Here is a 3,569-nt window from a genome sequence, read left to right on the forward strand (position 1 = left end):
TGTTGCTCCCGTTGCTCCTGTTGCTCCTGTTGTTCCTGTTGCTCCCGTTGCTCCTGTTGTTCCTGTTGTTCCTGTTGCTCCCGTTGCTCCTGTTGGAATATATATTGGCGGAAGAGCTGGAAATGTAGGCCCAATATTCTCAGGTGCTATCTTACCTTTATTTATTGATAATTTATCATTCCGCTTCAATTTAATTCCTCATTCCACATATTTTTAATTAACTTACATAAGTATGAGTCTATTATTAAGGAATACTTTCATAACTATTCTTTTTTCTTTCCAAATGATTCATACAGTTATTAAACATTTTACCGTTGCTTTAACTACTACTATTAATATAATAAAATGATAGTTCCATTCCAAGAACACGAAACTTATTGCATTCTAATTTAAAAATGAGGTGATTTAAATTCAAGATAAAAATGAAAAAAGAATAGAAGAACTAGTATCAATGGCTCTTGAAATTATTCTTCCATACAGACTTACAGGACCTACTGGAAGTACTGGACCTACCGGAAGTACTGGACCTACCGGAAGTACTGGACCTACTGGAAGTACTGGAAGTACTGGACCTACCGGAAGTACTGGACCTACCGGAAGTACTGGGCCTACCGGAAGTACTGGACCTACCGGAAGTACTGGGCCTACCGGAAGTACTGGACCTATCGGAAGTACTGGGCCTACCGGAAGTACTGGACCTACTGGAAGTACTGGGCCTACCGGAAGTACTGGATCTACCGGAAGTACTGGGTCAATAGTTACAACAAACTCTATGTTCGCTAATAATACATTAGGTGGTCCCATCTCTGTGATATTAGGTGGAACTAATATTCCTCTTTCTAATAATCAAAGCCTCGGTAATTTTACAGTTAACGCCTCAAACGATATATTTACAATTCCTGTAACCGGAAGATATCATTTAACCTATCAAGTTAATACGACAACTGCTCTACTCGCTGGAACAAGACTACTATTAAACACTTCTACTCCACTTCCTGGTTCTATTTTTTCTCCCGCTATATCAACTTCAAATTATAACAATAATTTAATTACTAATTTAATTGCCGGTAATACAATTTCACTTCAATTATTCGGCATATTATCCGTCGTTAATTTGGTTGGAGGTGGTTCAACGGGTGCCTCTCTAACAATTATACGAATCGATTAAAAAATGATTCATTCTTTTTCTAATAAACATTATTAAATACCAAGTCTGTCATAATAAGAACCTCCCAATTATTTCATAAAAGTGATGGCGTATTAAAGAGCAAATCGCACTATATCCATAGTGGAAACTATCTATACTAAATTTTCCGTATATATATTATCAATTTACACTGACTTCCACCGATGTTACATTAAATATGAAGACATTTTCTCTTTTACGAACCATCTCAATACGCATTTGAGAAATGTACTCCAATCCTATACGCGAGAGCAATACTATGTTGACACTCTGATGAGTGTCTTTTTTTGTGAGTGATAAAAAATAAAAACCATCTCTTATAGATGGTTTTATCTTTTGTTACTGTAAATGCACACTTATGCAGTTGGATAATAAATTGTCATGCTTAATCGAGTCAAAGATTTCCCTAAATTATAATAAGAGTGTGCTCTATCGGCCTTAAAACGAATTGAATCTCCACTATTTAATTTATATTGACTGTTATTCACTTTTAATGTCAATTCACCTTCAAATACCGTTATAAATTCTTCTGCGCCTTCTTTATGCCCTTCTGAACTTAATTTCCCTTCTGTTTCTATTTCCACTGTATACATTTCAAAATGTCTATCATCTTGAAAAGGAAAAGAAGGATACACATTATATTTTCCATTGTCTTCAGACAATACTTGAATATCTTTTCTTAAAATCACTTTCGTATCAGGCTGTGGATTGTTGATTAAAGAGGTAAAAGAAACTTTCAAGCCATTTGCAATTTTCCATATTGTTGTTAGTGTCGGGCTTGATTCTCCTCTTTCAATTTGTCCAATCATCGTTTTACTCACACCTGTCAATTGGGAAACTTTTTCCAAACTCAATTTTTCTTTTTCTCGTATAGTTTTTAAATTTTTCGCCAGTATAAGTTGAATTTCTTCCATAAAAAACACTCCCACACTATATACAATATAACGACCGGTATGTATAATAAAAAGCACACGTTATATTGTTCTTTTCGGTCATTATAACACACAAAAATAATTAGGGGGTCTTCAAATGCCTATATTTTCTTTTTTATTATTTGTTTTTATAAGTAGCTTCACACCCGGACCTAACAATTTTTTAGCGATGACATACGCAAATCAACACGGATTAAAAAGGAGCATGAAGTTTTGCTTTGGAGTATCTTTCGGTTTTTTTATCCTCACTTCCTTATGTAGTTTCTTTAATATTTTATTAATTAATATCCTCCCTATAATTGAAGCTCCTTTAAAAATTTTAGGTGTAGCGTATATACTATATTTAGCTTTTAAGATATTCACTAACAAAGGGGGTACAAATCTCGATGAAAAGAATAATAAAAATCTATTTACAGTAGGGGTTTTTCTTCAGTTTGTGAACCCTAAAGGGATCTTATTCGGACTGACTGTAGTATCAACTTTTATCCTTCCTTACTACAATTCATATTCAAGCTTTCTACTTTTTTCATTATTTCTTGGTATAGTCGGTTTAACAAGTACATTTAGTTGGAGCTTATTCGGTTCTATGTTTCAAAAACTTCTATTAAAACACAATCAATTATTTAACATCATTATGGCTGTATTATTAGTTTTTAGTGCTATTTCAATCGTTATACACTAATTCAATGCTCATTCTCGTTTTAGGTTTTTGTACTTTTTAATACCACTCTTCATCAATCAGACTACTTTATATACTAATTCATCCATATACCCTATTTGTTTAAAAGTTTTAAGAGGGAACCTTCTAACAATAAGGTTCCTTCCATATCATATTAAATAAGAGGCCGGTTAAATACGGAGGTGATTTTGATTAAGACTACTTTAATTTCTCATTTTTACAATGAAGAATATTTACTTCCATGGTGGTTAATGCACCATACAAAGCTTTTTGATCATGGTATTCTTATTAACCGTGGATCCACTGATCGTTCAGTTGAAATCTGTAAAACATTCGCTCCTAATTGGGAAATACGAAACTCAAAATCACTCGAATTTGATGCTTATTTAGTTGATCAAGAAGTTATGAAAATTGAAAGAGAAATTACAGGATGGAAAATGGTATTAAATACGACAGAATTCCTATGCTGTTACAATAAAGAAAAATTTTTCAAATCACTTAACACTTTGGGTGACAATATGTTTTCAATAAGAGTGATTATGATGATCGATGAACCGACTCATGGCTACACTAATCCAAGATATAGTTCTCCGCTTGTTAAACAACGTTATCACGGCATAATAATTCAACCTACTCCAAATCAACTTTATCTTAACGGTAGATTAATTCACAATAATTCGGATGGGAACTATAGAGTCGGGAGACATGGTTCACATTATCCTTATAGCATTTACATGGAACCTGCTTTTATTTTTAAATTTTTTTATAGTCC

At 33.3% G+C, this 3,569-nt stretch carries 5 protein-coding genes; 3 read left to right on the forward strand and 2 right to left on the reverse strand.

Going from position 1 to position 3,569, the window contains the following annotated elements; translation table 11 throughout:
• On the reverse strand, positions 1-189 hold a 189-nt coding region (locus MR170_RS30080), incomplete at its 3' end, for an exosporium leader peptide-containing protein (RefSeq protein WP_242310536.1).
• 262 nt (positions 190-451) lie between these two features.
• Here MR170_RS30080 and MR170_RS30085 point away from each other — a divergent pair.
• The gene (locus tag MR170_RS30085; protein ID WP_242310539.1) at positions 452-1,168 is read left to right on the forward strand and encodes a BclA C-terminal domain-containing protein; all 717 of its coding nucleotides are present in this window, start codon (positions 452-454) and stop codon (positions 1,166-1,168) included.
• A 374-nt stretch (positions 1,169-1,542) separates the two neighbouring features.
• On the opposite strand, the gene MR170_RS30090 is transcribed toward MR170_RS30085, so the two are convergent.
• Positions 1,543-2,100: a helix-turn-helix domain-containing protein gene (locus MR170_RS30090; protein ID WP_029442289.1), complete on the reverse strand. Its 558-nt coding sequence runs from the start codon at positions 2,098-2,100 to the stop codon at positions 1,543-1,545.
• Between the two features lie 115 nt (positions 2,101-2,215).
• On the opposite strand from MR170_RS30090, the gene MR170_RS30095 reads away from it, so the two are divergent.
• Complete coding sequence (locus MR170_RS30095) at positions 2,216-2,800, forward strand: LysE family transporter (RefSeq protein ID WP_242310541.1); 585 nt, start codon at positions 2,216-2,218, stop codon at positions 2,798-2,800.
• A 185-nt stretch (positions 2,801-2,985) separates the two neighbouring features.
• A partial coding sequence (locus tag MR170_RS30100; protein ID WP_242310543.1) for a glycosyltransferase family 2 protein occupies positions 2,986-3,569 on the forward strand: 584 nt, incomplete at its 3' end.

This window comes from Bacillus cereus group sp. BfR-BA-01524 (genome assembly GCF_022662595.1).
Classification (GTDB): domain Bacteria; phylum Bacillota; class Bacilli; order Bacillales; family Bacillaceae_G; genus Bacillus_A; species Bacillus_A thuringiensis_S.

Excerpts from the sequence above, each read along its gene's own strand:
- MR170_RS30090 (WP_029442289.1), bottom strand. The coding sequence starts at position 2,100 with ATGGAAGAAATTCAACTTATACTGGCGAAAAATTTAAAAACTATACGA.
- MR170_RS30095 (WP_242310541.1), top strand. The coding sequence starts at position 2,216 with ATGCCTATATTTTCTTTTTTATTATTTGTTTTTATAAGTAGCTTCACA.
- MR170_RS30085 (WP_242310539.1), top strand. The coding sequence starts at position 452 with ATGGCTCTTGAAATTATTCTTCCATACAGACTTACAGGACCTACTGGA.